Annotated in this window: 11 protein-coding genes; 5 read left to right on the top strand and 6 right to left on the bottom strand. The window is 71.4% G+C overall.

The features are described 5' to 3' along the window. Positions 1 to 82: 82 nt before the first annotated feature. The gene (locus KEC57_RS05555) at positions 83 to 1,123 is read left to right on the top strand and encodes a DNA-methyltransferase (protein ID WP_229383704.1); all 1,041 of its coding nucleotides are present in this window, start codon (positions 83 to 85) and stop codon (positions 1,121 to 1,123) included. A gap of 10 nt (positions 1,124 to 1,133) precedes the next feature. Then, complete coding sequence (locus KEC57_RS05550; protein ID WP_229383518.1) at positions 1,134 to 2,120, top strand: LLM class F420-dependent oxidoreductase; 987 nt, start codon at positions 1,134 to 1,136, stop codon at positions 2,118 to 2,120. A 23-nt stretch (positions 2,121 to 2,143) separates the two neighbouring features. Here the strand turns inward: KEC57_RS05550 and KEC57_RS05545 are convergent, their stop codons facing one another. Beyond that, positions 2,144 to 3,709: a carboxylesterase/lipase family protein gene (locus KEC57_RS05545; RefSeq protein WP_229383517.1), complete on the bottom strand. Its 1,566-nt coding sequence runs from the start codon at positions 3,707 to 3,709 to the stop codon at positions 2,144 to 2,146. Then, on the bottom strand, positions 3,706 to 4,374 hold the full coding sequence (locus tag KEC57_RS05540) for a TetR/AcrR family transcriptional regulator (RefSeq protein ID WP_229383516.1): 669 nt from the start codon (positions 4,372 to 4,374) through the stop codon (positions 3,706 to 3,708). The genes KEC57_RS05545 and KEC57_RS05540 overlap by 4 nt, the downstream gene beginning before the upstream one ends. Positions 4,375 to 4,488: 114 nt before the next feature. Between KEC57_RS05540 and KEC57_RS05535 the strand changes: the two genes are divergently transcribed. Further along, positions 4,489 to 6,765 carry a glycoside hydrolase family 3 C-terminal domain-containing protein gene (locus KEC57_RS05535; protein ID WP_229383515.1) on the top strand — a complete coding sequence of 759 codons (2,277 nt, stop codon included), beginning with the start codon at positions 4,489 to 4,491 and terminating at the stop codon, positions 6,763 to 6,765. 54 nt (positions 6,766 to 6,819) lie between these two features. Here the strand turns inward: KEC57_RS05535 and KEC57_RS05530 are convergent, their stop codons facing one another. The 3 genes from KEC57_RS05530 to galT form a co-directional block, all read right to left on the bottom strand. Then, complete coding sequence (locus tag KEC57_RS05530) at positions 6,820 to 7,677, bottom strand: alpha/beta fold hydrolase (protein ID WP_229383514.1); 858 nt, start codon at positions 7,675 to 7,677, stop codon at positions 6,820 to 6,822. 163 nt (positions 7,678 to 7,840) lie between these two features. Further along, positions 7,841 to 9,067 (bottom strand): galactokinase, encoded by a 1,227-nt coding sequence (gene galK / locus KEC57_RS05525; RefSeq protein WP_229383703.1) that lies wholly within the window; start codon positions 9,065 to 9,067, stop codon positions 7,841 to 7,843. An 86-nt stretch (positions 9,068 to 9,153) separates the two neighbouring features. Then, complete coding sequence (gene galT, locus KEC57_RS05520; protein ID WP_229383513.1) at positions 9,154 to 10,362, bottom strand: galactose-1-phosphate uridylyltransferase; 1,209 nt, start codon at positions 10,360 to 10,362, stop codon at positions 9,154 to 9,156. Positions 10,363 to 10,572: 210 nt separating this feature from the next. Between galT and KEC57_RS05515 the strand changes: the two genes are divergently transcribed. Beyond that, a complete protein-coding gene (locus KEC57_RS05515) occupies positions 10,573 to 11,724 on the top strand; it encodes a LacI family DNA-binding transcriptional regulator (RefSeq protein ID WP_229383702.1) in 1,152 nt (383 codons plus the stop codon). Positions 11,725 to 11,743: 19 nt separating this feature from the next. Here the strand turns inward: KEC57_RS05515 and KEC57_RS05510 are convergent, their stop codons facing one another. Continuing rightward, entirely contained in the window at positions 11,744 to 12,460 is a 717-nt protein-coding gene (locus KEC57_RS05510) for a ThuA domain-containing protein (RefSeq protein ID WP_229383512.1), read from the bottom strand. Positions 12,461 to 12,545: 85 nt separating this feature from the next. Between KEC57_RS05510 and KEC57_RS05505 the strand changes: the two genes are divergently transcribed. Then, a complete protein-coding gene (locus tag KEC57_RS05505) occupies positions 12,546 to 13,667 on the top strand; it encodes a glycerate kinase (protein ID WP_229383511.1) in 1,122 nt (373 codons plus the stop codon). The last annotated feature ends 136 nt before the right edge of the window (positions 13,668 to 13,803 follow it).

The following is a 13,803-nucleotide window of genomic DNA, read 5'->3' as shown; positions in this document are numbered from 1 at the left end:
GGCTCCGGCTATGCCCGGGGCCGATATGAGGCTCGGGGCTGACATCACGCCGGAGGATCTCGCCGAGCCCGGGGCTCCGGCCATGCCCGGGGCCGACGCCAGGCCTGGGGCCCAGGCATCCGGACCCGTCGAGATCCACGAGGGCGACAACCTCGAGGTGATCCGCGGCTTCGCCGACGGCTCGTTCACTCTCATCTACCTGGATCCGCCGTTCAACACGGGGCGAGTGCAGGGCAAGGCTGTCGAGACCGCCAAACCCCGTGCCGCAACTCAGGCCGAGGCGGACGGTGCAGGCGCGGTTCCCGCGGAATCGCGCGAGGGCGCCCGGACCGGCGGCGGTTCCGGCCTGAGTCATCGCACCACCGACAACGCGGCTGTCGTGCGGCGCGGTTTCCACGGCCGCGAGTACGAGCGGCTGAGCGGCGATCTGCGCAGCTACGACGACCGCTTCGGCGACTACTGGGGCTTCCTCGAGCCGCGGCTGCTCGAAGCCTGGCGACTGCTCGCCGACGACGGCACGCTGTACGTGCACCTCGACTACCGCGAGGCCCACTACGCCAAAGTCCTGATGGACGCGCTGTTCGGCCGCGACCGTTTTCTCAACGAGCTCATCTGGGCCTACGACTACGGGGCGAAGACGCGCAAGCGCTGGCCCACCAAGCACGACACGATCCTCGTGTACGTCAAGGACCCGCAGCGGTACTGGTTCGATTCCGACTCGGTGGACCGCGAGCCGTACATGGCCCCGGGGCTCGTGACGCCCGAGAAGGCCGAGCGCGGCAAACTCCCGACCGACGTGTGGTGGCACACCATCGTGCCCACCACGGGGCGCGAGAAGACGGGCTACCCCACGCAGAAGCCCGAGGGCATTCTCCGGCGGATCGTGCAGGCCTCGAGCCGCCCCGGCGACCGCGTGCTGGACTTCTTCGCGGGCAGCGGCACCACCGGGGCGGTCGCCTCGGCGCTCGGCAGGCAGGCGGTGCTCGTCGACGCCAACCCCGAGGCGATCGCCGTGATGCGAAAGCGGATGCCGCACGCGACCGTCCTCGCGTCGGCACCGGCAGCCGCGCAGACGGCCAGAACGGCCGCTCGTGCGAGCCGAGGCGCCGCCACCGCCTCCTAGGCTGGTGCCCATGCGTTTCGGAACCTTCATTCCCCAGGGCTGGCGATTCGACCTGGTGGGCATCGACCCCACCGAGCACTGGGCGGTGATGAACGGTCTCGCCCAGCGCGCCGACGCCGGTGCATGGGAATCGCTCTGGGTCTACGACCACTTCCACACGACGCCCGTGCCCTCCGATGAGGCGACGCACGAGGCATGGACGCTCATGGCGGCTTTCGCCGCCTCGACCAGCCGCATCCGCCTCGGCCAGATGTGCACGTGCATGGGCTACCGCAATCCCGCGTATCTCGCCAAGGTCGCGGCGACCGTCGATCACGTGTCCGGAGGCCGCGCCGAGATGGGCATCGGGGCGGGCTGGTACGAGCACGAGTGGGAGGCGTACGGCTACGGATTCCCGCGGATCCCGGAGAGACTGCGGATGCTGCGCGAAGGCGTCGACATCATGCAGCAGGCCTGGACGACCGGACGTGCCACGCTCGACGGCGAGTTCTTCCAGGTGGACGGTGCGATCGTGCAGCCCCTGCCGCAGCAGGACGGCGGCATTCCGATGTGGATCGCCGGCGGCGGCGAGAAGGTGACGCTCAAGATCGCGGCGACCTACGCGTCGTACACGAATTTCACCGGATCGCTCGAAGAGATCGACCACAAGAGCGACGTGCTGCGCGCGCACTGCGATGCGATCGGCCGCGACTTCGCGACAATCACCCGCAGCTCGAACTTCAACACGATCGTCGGTGCCACCGAGGCCGAGGCGCACGAGCGCCTCGCCGCCGTCAAGGCGCGGCTCCTTCCGCACCTCGGCCAGGAGCGCGCCGACCAGGCCGAGCGGGACTATCTCGCCTCACCCGCGTTCGGCTCGACCGAGCAGGTCGCCGAGCGCCTCGCCGAACGCGAGCGGCACGGGTTCGGGTACGCGATCCACTACTTCCCCGAGGCGGCGTACGACCTCTCGGGCATCGAGCTCTTCGAACGCGAGGTCATCGGCGCGCTCGCCTGATCGGGACCCCGTTCGTCGGGCCCTCAGGTCAACGAGCGGACGCTGGCGTAGCCGTCGGACGAGACGTCGGGGAGGGATGCCTCGCCCCCGAACACGCGGGTGGTCCCGCGAGCGTGCGACCACGTGGGCCAGCCGGGCTCGCCGTCGCGGATGAGGCCGACCGCTGCGCCGTGGATCGCGTCGGCCAGCCGCCGCGGAGGTGCGTCGCCGGCGATCACGTCGACGCTCGTGGCATCGAGGCAGTCGAACCAGAACGGAACGTCGAGGCAGTGCAGCGCCCACGTGCGGGTCGGGGACGGCCACGCGAAGCGGTACGTCCAGGTCGCGGCCGCCCCGCGCGCGTCGGCGACCTGGACCACGGTGGAGCGGAACACGACGTCGGTGACGTACCGGCCGAGCACCGCCGCGGTTCCCTTGCGCCGCTGCGCGGCGTTGTCTCTGAGGTAGGCGCGACGCCGGGCGCGCGGCACCCCCAGCTTGGCGAGGGCGAACCCCATCGGCACGAAGCGCAGCCTGCCCTTGGCGGAGTCGGTGACCATCGTGAACTCGTCGTCGGTCGAGCCGAGCACGAGCGGCTTGCCCGCGCCGACTCCCGACGCGATCGAGGAGATCGTCCGCTCGGTGATCAGGTCGCCGTCGATCATCGGACCCCACGACAGGCCATCGTCGAGGAGGAGGTGGATCGACGCGAGCGGGTCGGAGGACTCGGGCGTGGCGGCCTTCTCCTGCAGCTCGTGGAGCGTGGCCTCGGGCACGGACGCGAAGCCTCCCCGAGTGGGCTCGACACCGGCGAGGTGGGCGAGCTTCGCCGACAGTGTGCGGGCGCGCTCAGCCGACACGTTCGCGATCGCGCCGGAGAGCGACCACACCGAGTGGAACAGATGCTGGGCCGCCGGCATCCCGAGCAGGGTGAGCACCGCTCCGCCGCCGGCGGACTGGCCCGCGATGGTGACGCGAGACGGGTCGCCGCCGAAGGCGCCGATGTTCTCCTGCACCCATTCCAGGGCGGCGAGCCAGTCGCGCACGCCGCGGTTGGACGGGGCACCTGCGATGTGCCCGAACCCGTCGAATCCGAGCCGGTACGACAGGGTCACCGTCACGACGCCGTCGCGGTTGAACGCGCGCCCGTCGTACCAGGGGCTGGCGGGGGATCCGGCGAAGTAGCCGCCGCCGTGGATCCAGACGAGGACCGGGAGCGGCGACTCGGTCGCCCCGGGCACTGGGGTGAAGACATTGACGTTCAGGGTCGAGTCGCCCGGGACGGACGGCTCGGGGATCAGCGTCACGCCCGGGTCGCCGCGCTGCGCGGTCGCACCGAACTCCACGGCATCGCGCACGTCGTCCCATGGCTCGACCGGCACCGGAGCGGCGAAGCGCAGATCGCCGACCGGCGGCTGGGCGAACGGGATTCCGAGGAACGCCGCGGATGCCACGCGCTCGCCGGGCTCGCCGCGCCACAGTCCGCGGACGCGGCCCCGTGCGGTGAGGACGACAGGACCGTCGACAGGCCCGTCGACAGGCCCGTCGACAGGGCGGCGGGCGGTGGCGGGGATGCCGAGGGCCACGTCGCCGTCGGTCTCGATCGTCATTCGGGCTCCTCGGTGTTCGCGTCGGTCGCGACATCGCGGGTCGCGGCGGGTGGCGTTTCCCGGATGTCGAGCAGGTCGAAAAGCGCGCTCACGGTGGCGGCCATGTCGACATCGGGCTCCAGCATCCACTGCACCTGAAGACCGTCGGCGACGGCTTGGAAGATGCGCGCGAGCGTCTCGGGCTCGACGCGGTCGCTGATCTCTCCGGTCGCCTGCTTGCGTGCGATCGCGTCGGCGAAGTAGCCGCGCAGCGATGCGCCGCGCTCGAGGAAGAAGCGATGCGCGGGATGCTCGGGATCGGCGGCGTCGACCGACAGGCGTGCGAACAGCTGCACGAGGCCGGGCACGTCGGCGTTGTGCCGGATGATCCCGATGTACCCGGCGCGGAGGTCGTCGACGGCGACGGGCTCGCCCCGCGTGACGCCGAACGCGCTCGAGTCGAGTTCGTCGCGCTTGCGGAGGATCTCGGCGAAGAGCTCGTCCTTGCTGTCGAAATAATGGAGGAGGCCGGCTTGGCTCAGGCCCACGGCATCCGCCAGTTCTTTGACGGAAGCCCCCCGGTAGCCTTCGCGGGCGATCACCTCGAGGGCGCGCGTGAGGATCTCTTCGCGCTTCGCTACGCCCTTGGCGTAGGAACCTCTTCGTCCCGATTGGCTGTCGACCATAGGAGAAGTAAACCCGAGTATTGCTTGATTTCTCAAAACCAAGTGACATAAGGTTTTCTCGAATCGCTCGCCGCCGAGCGATCTCGTGATTCATCCCTCGATCGAAAGAAGCCCATGACCATCCCCGATGTCGCGGAACTCACCCTCGAAGAGAAGGCGTCGCTCACCAGCGGCGCGAGCTTCTGGTACACCAAGGCGATCGAGCGCGCGGGCGTTCCCGCGATCATGGTGACCGACGGCCCCCACGGACTTCGCAAGCAGCGCGAGGGCGGCGACCACCTGGGTCTCGGCGACAGCGTGCCCGCCACCTGCTTCCCGCCCGCGGTCGGTCTCGGCTCGTCGTGGGACGTGGATCTCGTCCACCGCGTGGGCGAGGCCCTCGGCACCGAGACCTCGATCGAGAACGTCGCCGTGCTCCTCGGCCCCGGCATCAACATCAAACGATCGCCCCTGTGCGGTCGCAACTTCGAGTACCTCTCGGAGGACCCGATCGTCTCGGGGGCACTGGGCGCGGCGATCGTGGCGGGCATCCAGTCGAAGGGCGTCGGCACGTCGCTCAAGCACTTCGCCGCCAACAACCAGGAGAACGACCGCATGCGGTCCTCTTCGGACGTCGATCCGCGGGCGCTGCGCGAGATCTACCTGCGCGGCTTCCAGCGCGTGGTCGAGGATGCCCAGCCCTGGACGGTCATGTGCTCGTACAACCGGCTCAACGGCGTCTACACGTCGGAGGACCCGTGGCTTCTCACGCAGGTGCTGCGCGACGAGTGGGGCTTCGAGGGTCTCGTGGTCTCGGACTGGGGCGCCGTCAACGAGCGCGTCGCCGGGCTCGCGGCGGGGATGGACCTCGAGATGCCGTCGTCCAACGGGCTCACCGATGCGCAGATCGTCGCGGCTGTGCAGGACGGCTCGCTCGACGAATCCGTCGTGGACGTCGCCGCGGGCCGCGTGCTCGACCTCGTGCGCAAGTCCACCGACGGGGCCGGCGCGGTGAGCGGCCCGCTCGACATCGACGCCCACCACGCGCTCGCGCGCGAGGCGGCGGGCCGTTCGATCGTGCTCCTCAAGAACGACGACGGTGCCCTGCCTCTCGCGAAGGACGCGAAGATCGCGGTCATCGGCGAATTCGCCGAGAAGCCGCGCTATCAGGGCGCCGGTTCGTCGATGATCAACCCGACCCGCCTCGACACCGCGCTCGACGAGATCCGTGCGCTGGCGATGGGGGAGATCGCCTACGCGAAGGGCTTCAGCGTCGCACCCGGCGTCTCGGACGACGAGACCGCGGCGCTCCGGGGCGAAGCGGTGGCCGCGGCATCCGCTGCCGACGTTGCCGTCGTGTTCCTGGGACTGCCCGCTCGGCTGGAGTCGGAGGGCTTCGACCGCACCGACATCGACCTGCCGGCCGAGCAGCTCGCGCTCATGGACGCCGTGCTCGCGGTCAACCCGAACGCCGTCGTCGTCCTCTCGAACGGCGGCGTCGTCGCGCTGCCGTTCGCGGACCGTGTGCCGGCGATCCTCGAGGGCTGGCTCTTGGGCCAGGCCGGCGGCGGCGCGACCGCCGACGTGCTGTTCGGCGACGTGAACCCGTCGGCGAAGCTCACCGAGACGATCCCGCTGCGGCTGGAGGACACCCCGGCGTACCTCGACTTCCCGGGTGAGTTCTCGCACACCCGTTACGGCGAGGGCCTGTTCGTCGGCTACCGCTGGTACGACGCGCGCCGCATGCGGGTCGCGTTCCCGTTCGGGCACGGCCTGTCGTACACGACGTTCGCGTACGGGGATGCCGCGGCTGCGGTCAACGCCGACGGCGACCTCGTCGTGCGGGTCGCGGTGACGAACACCGGCGAGCGGTCCGGCCGCGAGGTCGTGCAGGTGTACACGTCGCTCCCGGGCGGCGAGGTGCAGCGCCCCGAGCGCGAACTCAAGGCGTTCGCGTCGATCGCGCTCGCCGCGGGTGAGACGCGCGAGGTCTCGCTGACGGTGCGCCGCAAGGACCTCGCCTACTGGGACATCCGCGTGGACGCGTGGGTCGTCGAAGGCGGCGACTACGCGGTCGATGTCGCGTCGTCGAGCCGCGACATCCGCTCGTCGGTCGTCGTCGCCGTCGATGGCGACCCGATCGTCCTGCCGCTCTCGCGCACGTCGTCGATCGGCGAAGTCATGGCGCACCCCGTCGTCGGCGAGATCGTGCAGGCCGCGATCGCGCAGATGATGAGCGGCATGGAGGGTCTCGACGCGATCATGCCCGAGGGTGCCGACGCCTCGCAGATGATGACGTCGTTCCCGATCGGACGCGCCGGCATGTTCGCCGCGGGCGAGGCGGACGGCGCGATCACCCCCGAGATGATCGACGGTCTCATCGCGATGGCGAACGCCCCGACGCAGGGCTGAATCGAACGACGGATGCCCCGGCGAAGTCTTCGCCGGGGCATCCGTCGTTCGCGATCAGGCGCGCAGGAACGCGAGCAGCGTCTCGTTGACCTCGTCGCCGTGCGTCCACAGCATCCCGTGCGGGGCGCCTTCGAGCTCGACGTACGTCGCCTCGGGCAGCAGTTCGCGGAACCGGCGCGCGGTGGCGTCGATCGGCAGGATGTTGTCGGCCGTGCCGTGCAGGATCAGTGCGGGTACGTCGATGGCGGGGATGTCGGCGCGGAAGTCCGTCGGCCAGGTCAGCGGAGCGGCCGCGATCGCGGCGTTTCCCGCCTGGTTGGCGACCTGCACGCTGCCCTCGAGCGCCTCCTGCGAGATCCGCGAGCCGAGCGTGTCGTCGAGGTTGTAGAAGTCCTTGAAGAACCCGGCGATGAACGCATAGCGGTCCTCGCGCACCGACTGGGCGATGCCGTCGAAGAACGCCTGCGGGCCGGCGCCGTCGGGGTTGTCGTCGGTCTTCAGCAGGAAAGGCTCCAGCGAGCCGAGGAAGGCCGCCTTCGCGACACGTCGGCTGCCGTAGCGAGAGAGATACCGTGCGACCTCGCCCGTGCCCATCGAGAAGCCCACGAGCACCGCGTCATACAGGTCGAGGTCTTCCATGAGAGCGTGCAGGTCGGCGGCGAACGTGTCGTAGTCGTATCCCGCGCCGGCCTTCGTCGAAGCGCCGAAGCCGCGCCGGTCGTATGCGATCACGCGGTAGCCGGCATCCAGGAGGGCCGCCTGCTGCTTCGCCCAGGATTCGCCGTTGAGAGGGAAGCCATGGATCAGCACGACCGGCCGGCCGCCTCCCTCGCCCTCGGTGATCGGACCCTGGTCGGTGTAGTAGAGATCGATGTCGACCGAGTTCTCGGTGCCGACGGTGATGTGCGCCACGTTCGCTCCTTCCGGCCGCGGACGGATCTTCCCGTCCCCTTCATGCCTCGCTCCGCGCTGTGCGGAGCCTCGGGGCGGGGGCCCACGGCTCGCTCCACGCTAAGCCGGGGCATCCGCGCCCGCCAGGGGCTTGTGCCCGGTCGACGCAGCGTTTACGCGGAATTCACGCGTCGCGGGCGGCACCCGCAGACGGCGTGACGGTGAAGATCGTGGGTGCCGCGAACCCGGATGCCGCGAAGGCGGCGGTCGCGGCGTCCGTCACCTGCGAGACGCGGTCGCGCGCGACGAGGGCGATCGCCGCGCCGCCGAAGCCGCCGCCGGTCATACGGGCACCGACGGCGCCGGCTGCGAGTGCTGCGTCGACCGCGGTGTCGAGCTCGGGGACCGAGATCTCGAAGTCGTCACGCATCGACGCGTGCGAGGCGACGAGGAGCTCGCCGATCGCGGTCGGGCCGTGCTCGCGGAGTGTCCGTACGGTGTCGAGCACACGCTGGTTCTCGGTGACGACGTGACGGACGCGGCGGAAGGTGACGTCATCCACGAGCGTCGAGAGCCGGTCGAGGTCTGCCACTGACACATCCCGCAGCGCGGGCACTCCCAGCGCCGCCGCGCCGCGCTCGCAGGCCGCGCGCCGCTCGCCGTAGCCGCCGGTCGCGTGCGAGTGCTTCACGCCGGTGTCGATGACGACGAGCTCGAGGTTCGCCGTATCGAATCCGAGGTCGACGATCTCGGCATCGAGCGAGCGGCAGTCGAGGAAGATCGCCGCGTCAGCGCGGCCGAGCATCGACGCCATCTGGTCCATGATCCCGGTGGGGGCGCCGACAGCCTCGTTCTCGGCACGCCGTCCCGCTTTCGCGAGCAGAACGCGGTCGAGTGGGCGCGTGCGGTCGGCGGCTCCGCCCGATGCGCCTTCAGCGAGGGAAGAGGTGGTGGAGGCGAGGCTCCACGTCTCGGCGAGTGCGACCGCCGTCGCACCCTCGATCGCGGCGGAGGACGACAGGCCGGCGCCGACCGGGACGTCGGACGCGAAGGCGAGGTCGACGCCCGTGGCGGCGGCGGGATCGGTTCCGGAGGCTTGGAGCACCGCCCAGGCGACGCCCAGGGGATAGCGGGCCCACTCGGGGATCTCGTCGCGGCGCTCGGGGAAGAGGGCGTCGAGGTCGGCGAGCGAGACCTCGACCACAGCGTCGTGTTCGGGCGAGCCGGCGAACCGCGAGGCGACCCGGATGCGGCCGTCGCGGCGCGTTCCGAGCGCGACGTGGGTGCGGTGCTGGATCGCGAACGGCAGCACGAAGCCGTCGTTGTAGTCGGTGTGCTCGCCGATGAGGTTCACGCGGCCGGGCGCGGACCATGTGCCGATGGGCTCGGCGCCGAAGCGCTCGACGAACAGGGCGCGGGCAGCGTCGGCGGTGGGGGAAGCGTCGGCGGTGGGGGAAGCGTTCGTGGTCGGGCCCGCGGCGGCGCGGTGGTCATTGGTCACAGGGTCTCCTCGGGGATCGATGCGACGGCTTCGCGCAGGCGTGCGGCGGCGGTCTCGGGCGGGACATCGCCGATCCAGGCGCCCATGGCGGCCTCGGAGCCGGCGAGGAACTTGAGCTTGTCGGCGGCGCGGCGCGGCGACGTCAGCTGCAGGTGCAGCCGGACGGTGGCGCGACCGCGGTTCACGGGCGCCTGATGCCACGCCGCGATGTACGGGGTCGGGGTGTCGTAGAGCGCGTCGACACCGCGGAGCAGGCGCAGGTAGAGCGGGGCGAGCTCGTCGCGCTCGGCATCCGTCGTCTCGGAGAAGTCGGCGACGTGCCGGTGCGGCAGCAGGTGGATCTCGATGGGCCAGCGCGCGGCGAAGGGCACGAACGCCGTCCAGTGCTCGCCGGTGAGAATCACGCGCTCGCCGGCGCGCTCGAACTCGAGGATGCGCTCGAAGAGGTCGGGTCCCTCACGATCGATCGACGCCAGCAGGCCCGTGGTACGCGGCGTGATGTACGGATAGGCGTAGATCTGGCCGTGCGGGTGGGGGAGCGTGACGCCGATCGCCTCGCCGCGGTTCTCGAACGGGAAGACCTGCTCGACACCGGGGAGGGCGGACAGCGCGGCGGTGCGGTCCGCCCACGCCTCGATGACGGTGCGCGCGCGGGTCGGTGTGAGCGAGCCGAACGACCCGGCGTGCTCGGGACTGAAGCACACCACCTCGCAGCGGCCGACGCTCGTGCGGGTGCGGCCGAGCCCGGGGGCATCGAGGTCGTCCAGATCCCGGGGTGCGTCGACACCTGCGGGTGCATCTCCGTGTGCGGGGGTGGCGCCGTGTGCGGCGGCGAGTGCGGGGCCGAACGACGGGGACTTGTTCTCGAACACCGCTACGTCGTACAGCGAGGGGATCTCGGACGGGTTGGACGGAGTCTGCGGGGCGAGGGGGTCGAGTTCGGCCGGGGGCAGGAACGCGCGGTTCTGCCGTGCCGCGGCCACCGACACCCAGTCGCCGGAGAGCACGTCTCGCCGCATGGTCGCCGTCTCGGGGCGAGGGGCGAGGTCGCGGGCGTCGATCGCGCGGTCGGGCCCGAGCGTCGTGCCGGGGTCGTCGAAGTAGATCAGCTCGCGGCCGTCGGCCAGGCGCGTCGCGCGCTTCACGACGCCGGCGCCGAGGGTCTGGGCTTCGGTGTGTGGCGTCCCGAACTCAGGTGTGTTCACGTCAACACGGTACTAGACCCACTGTGTTATCGTCAACATGGCGCGGTCGTCCTGAACGGTGACCCGCCCGCGCAGGAGAGGGAGTGCATGGAACTCAGCTTCGAGGACCGCACCGGTGTTCGCGAGCCGGCAGGCTCTCGCGCGAGCGCGAACTCCCGTCCCGCACCCGCACCCGCACCGCGTGAGCGTGGCGACGGGCACCGGGTCTCGATGGCCGATGTCGCCGCTCGCGCCGGAGTGTCGGGGCAGACGGTGTCGCGCGTGGTCAACGCCAGTCCTCGCGTCGACCCCGCGACCCGCGCCCGCGTCGAAGCCGCCATGGCCGACCTCGGATACCGCCCCCACCGCGCGGCCCGGGCCCTGCGCACCGGCCGCACCCAGACGATCGGGCTCGTCGTGTCGACCCTCGCCTCGGTGGGCAACTCCCGCATGCTGCAAGCGGTGGCGGATGCTGCGGCCTCGCGCGGCTATGCGCTCACCGTCGTCACGCTCGGCGCCGGTACGGACGCCGCTCCTGCATTCGAGCGGCTGAGTGAGCAGGGCGTCGACGGAGTCATCGTCCTCAATGAGGCCACCGCCCTCGCCTTGGACGCCCCAGCTCCTCGTGGCCTCTCGATCGTCGCCGTCGACGCACCGCTCACGCGGGGCGGGGGGTCGAAGGTCGCGTCGGATGCTGGTGCCGGGTCTGCCGGTGTGGGGTCTGCCGGTGTGGGGTCTGCCGGTGTGGGGTCTGCCGGTGTGGGGCAGGCGGATACTGGGCCCGCCGGAGCTGGGCCTTCGGGAACCCGAGCTGCCGCTGCCCGCGATGCGGGCTCCGGCCCCGGCCTCGGCCGCAGGGGCGGCGTGCAGTCCGATCATGCCGGTGGGGCCAGGGCTGCCACCGACCATCTGCTTGCGCTGGGGCATCGTGCGATCCTCCACCTGGCGGGTCCGATCGGCTCGTTCGCCGCGGAGGAGCGCGAGCGGGGCTGGCGCGAAGCCCTCGTCGGCGCCAGGCTCCCGGCGCCGGAACCTCTGCGCGGGGACTGGACTGCGGCATCCGGTCATCGCGCGCTGCTCGCGCTCGCGGATCGGCATGTGACCGCGGTGTTCGCGGCCAACGATCAGATGGCGCTCGGCGCGATCCGCGCGCTCACTGACGCCGGCCACGATGTGCCGGGTGCGGTGAGCGTCGTGGGCTTCGACGATATCGCGGATGCCGCGGACTACCGCCCGCCGCTCACCACCGTGCGGCAGGACTTCGACCGGCTGGGCGAGCTCGCCGTCGCGACGCTGGTGGCAGGCATCGAGGACGGGGATCCGGGATTCGAACTCGTCCCCACGACGCTCGTCGTGCGCGCGAGCACCGCCGTCCCGCGCTGAGCGCCGAGCGTGTGCCTGCTCAGTCCTCGACGCCGCCGGCCCAGCGTGCGGCGCGGGCGAGCAGGGCGCGGAGCCCGGCTGAGTCATACGCCCGCGCGTCGTGGCCGAGGGCGCTGACGACGGACCGCACGAGGCGTGTGCCCGGACGCGTCTCGTTCGTCCACACCACGGGATGCGCGACGCCGTCGAGGTCGTGCACGGCGAGAACGGAGACTCCGGAGTCGACGACGAGGTCGGTATAGCGCTCGTCGAAGATGGTGAAGTCCTCGCCCACGAGGGACCGCTCCGGATCCACCACTCGCACCGTCGCGTCGCCGATCTCGGGGTGCCAGGAGCGTCCTTCCTCCCATTCGCCGCCGATCGCCGCGCGCCAGGACGGGTAGTCGCGCAGGCTCGACAGGGCGCTGTGCGTCGCGATCACTCCGATCCCGCGGTCGAGCGCGGCATCCAACCCGCTCTCGGCGGCCGGGTCGATGCCGCGCGTGGTGTTGTCGCCCCGCCACGGGTCGCCGGCGTTCACGACGAGCAGCTGGGCACCTTCGAGCGAGGCGAGGGCGCAGTCGGGATCGTCGATGACCTCGACGTGCCAGCCGTCGCCGCGCAGGATGTCGGCGAGGCGGGTGGAGGTCGCAGCGTACGGATGCCACGGGTCCGCGTAGCGACCGGCTCCGCTGGCGATCACGGCGCGAGGCGCAGCCGTGGCACGGGCTGAGGAATGGGGATGCGGTGAGTTCATCGCTACCATGGTGCATAGGATAACGCTTTCCGCGCTACTCGACGCTCGAACCGGCCGGCAGCGCGCGACCGAGGAGAATATCGGCATGGTGCACACCGTCGTGATCGCCCCCGACTCGTTCAAGGGCACGATCGGCGCCGCCGCGGCCGCCGAGGCGCTCGCCGCGGGCTGGCACCGCGTGAGGCCGCACGACGCGCTCCGGCTGCTTCCCATGGCGGACGGCGGCGAAGGCACCGTCGATGCATTCGCGACGGCGGTTCGCAAGGCCCGCCGCATGGCTGTGACGGTGACCGGTCCCGAGGGGTCGCCGGTCGAGGCATCCTGGGTCCTCCTTCCCGCGACGGATGCCGCACCCGACGGAACGGGCGTCGTCGAACTCGCCAACACGAGCGGGATCGAACTGCTCGGCTCGCCGCCGCGCCTGCGGCCGCTCGACGCACACACCCGCGGGTTCGGCGAAGCGATCGCCGCCGCGCTCGCGCACGGCGTCTCACGGCTCGTGCTCGCTATCGGTTCGAGCGCATCGACCGACGGTGGCACCGGCATGCTCGCCGCGCTCGGCGCACGATTCACGGATGCCGCGGGCCACCCGATCACGGGCGGCGGACGCGGCCTCGCCACCATCGCCGGGGCCGACCTTTCGGGGCTCCCGCCCCTGCCGACGGGCGGGATCGCCGTGCTGACCGACGTGACCAATCCACTGCTCGGTGCGCGCGGAGCTGCGGCCGTCTTCGGTCCGCAGAAGGGAGCCGGCCCGGACGATGTCGCCGCCCTCGACGCCGGTCTCGCACGATTCGCCGGACTGATCGACGCCGACTCGGATGCCCCGGGCGCGGGTGCCGCGGGAGGCACCGGGTTCGGCCTGCTGGCGTGGGGCGCAGATCTCGTACCCGGGTCGGGCGCGGTGGCGGAGCTCGTGGGTCTCGCGGAGGCCGTGGCCACGGCATCCGTGGTCGTGACCGGCGAAGGCTCGTACGACGGTCAGTCGGCGGGGGGCAAGGTTCCCGCGTACGTCGCCGCCATCGCGGGCGCGGCGGGGATTCCCGTCGCGCTCGTCGCCGGACGCATCACCGCGGACGCGGACGCCGCGGATTTCGCCGGGACCGTGTCGCTCACGCACCTGGCGGGTTCGGGCGAGGCGGCGATGTCGGACCCCGCGCGGTGGCTCGCCGAGGCCGGCGCCGTGCTCGCGCGCACTCTGGTCTGAGAGCGCCGCGCGGTCCGAGTCGATCTGCAGGCGGGGTGCAGATTCCGCCCCGGGGTGCTTGCGGCACGCGGGGGCGTGAGTTTCCCGCCCCTCGGTGCGGGATCCGCCCCGGGGTGCTTGCGGCACGCGGGGGCGT

This window comes from Microbacterium allomyrinae (genome assembly GCF_020682705.1).
Taxonomy (GTDB): Bacteria; Actinomycetota; Actinomycetes; order Actinomycetales; family Microbacteriaceae; genus Microbacterium; species Microbacterium allomyrinae.
This window is presented reverse-complemented; position numbering and strand designations above follow the sequence as displayed.

Bases quoted from the DNA above. Each gene is read 5' to 3' on its own strand.
- KEC57_RS05555 (WP_229383704.1), top strand. From the start codon at position 83: ATGCCCGGGGCCGACGCCAGGCCTGGGGCCCAGGCATCCGGACCCGTC.
- KEC57_RS05550 (WP_229383518.1), top strand. From the start codon at position 1,134: ATGCGTTTCGGAACCTTCATTCCCCAGGGCTGGCGATTCGACCTGGTG.
- KEC57_RS05545 (WP_229383517.1), bottom strand. From the start codon at position 3,709: ATGACGATCGAGACCGACGGCGACGTGGCCCTCGGCATCCCCGCCACC.
- KEC57_RS05540 (WP_229383516.1), bottom strand. From the start codon at position 4,374: ATGGTCGACAGCCAATCGGGACGAAGAGGTTCCTACGCCAAGGGCGTA.
- KEC57_RS05535 (WP_229383515.1), top strand. From the start codon at position 4,489: ATGACCATCCCCGATGTCGCGGAACTCACCCTCGAAGAGAAGGCGTCG.
- KEC57_RS05515 (WP_229383702.1), top strand. From the start codon at position 10,573: ATGGCCGATGTCGCCGCTCGCGCCGGAGTGTCGGGGCAGACGGTGTCG.
- KEC57_RS05510 (WP_229383512.1), bottom strand. From the start codon at position 12,460: ATGAACTCACCGCATCCCCATTCCTCAGCCCGTGCCACGGCTGCGCCT.
- KEC57_RS05505 (WP_229383511.1), top strand. From the start codon at position 12,546: ATGGTGCACACCGTCGTGATCGCCCCCGACTCGTTCAAGGGCACGATC.